Here is a 407-nt window from a genome sequence, read left to right as displayed (position 1 = left end):
GCCGGCCCGTTGTCGCAATGGCTCTACAGTGGGCTTGCGGCAGCGGGGTACCCGGTCATCTGCGTCGAGACGCGGCACATGAAGGCGGCTCTGTCAGCTCAGATCAACAAGACTGACCGCAACGACGCGCGCGGCATCGCCCAGATGATGAGGGTCGGGCTTTACAAGCCTGTGCACGTCAAAACCATCCGGAGTCAGGAGATCCGGATGCTTCTCACTGCGCGCAAATTCATCCAGAGCAAGATCGTGGATGCGGAGAACAATCTCCGCGGCCTCTTGCGCAACTTCGGCCTCAAGGTTGGGGTGGTGTCCCGCCTCAAGTTCGAGCCGCGCATTCTTGAGCTGTTGGAGCGATCTCCTCATCTGCGACAGGTCATTGACCCTCTCCTGGAAGTTCGCCGGGTTCT

The 407-nt window shown here is 60.2% G+C and carries 1 protein-coding gene; it reads left to right on the top strand.

Features of this window, described 5'->3' with window-relative positions; all coding sequences use genetic code 11:
- Window positions 1-407: IS110 family transposase (locus C7I85_RS30310; RefSeq protein ID WP_146149030.1), on the top strand; the 407-nt coding region annotated here is incomplete at both ends.

The sequence above is a fragment of the Pseudaminobacter soli (ex Li et al. 2025) genome (genome assembly GCF_003012705.1).
GTDB classification, from domain to species: Bacteria; Pseudomonadota; Alphaproteobacteria; order Rhizobiales; family Rhizobiaceae; genus Pseudaminobacter; species Pseudaminobacter soli.
This window is presented reverse-complemented; position numbering and strand designations above follow the sequence as displayed.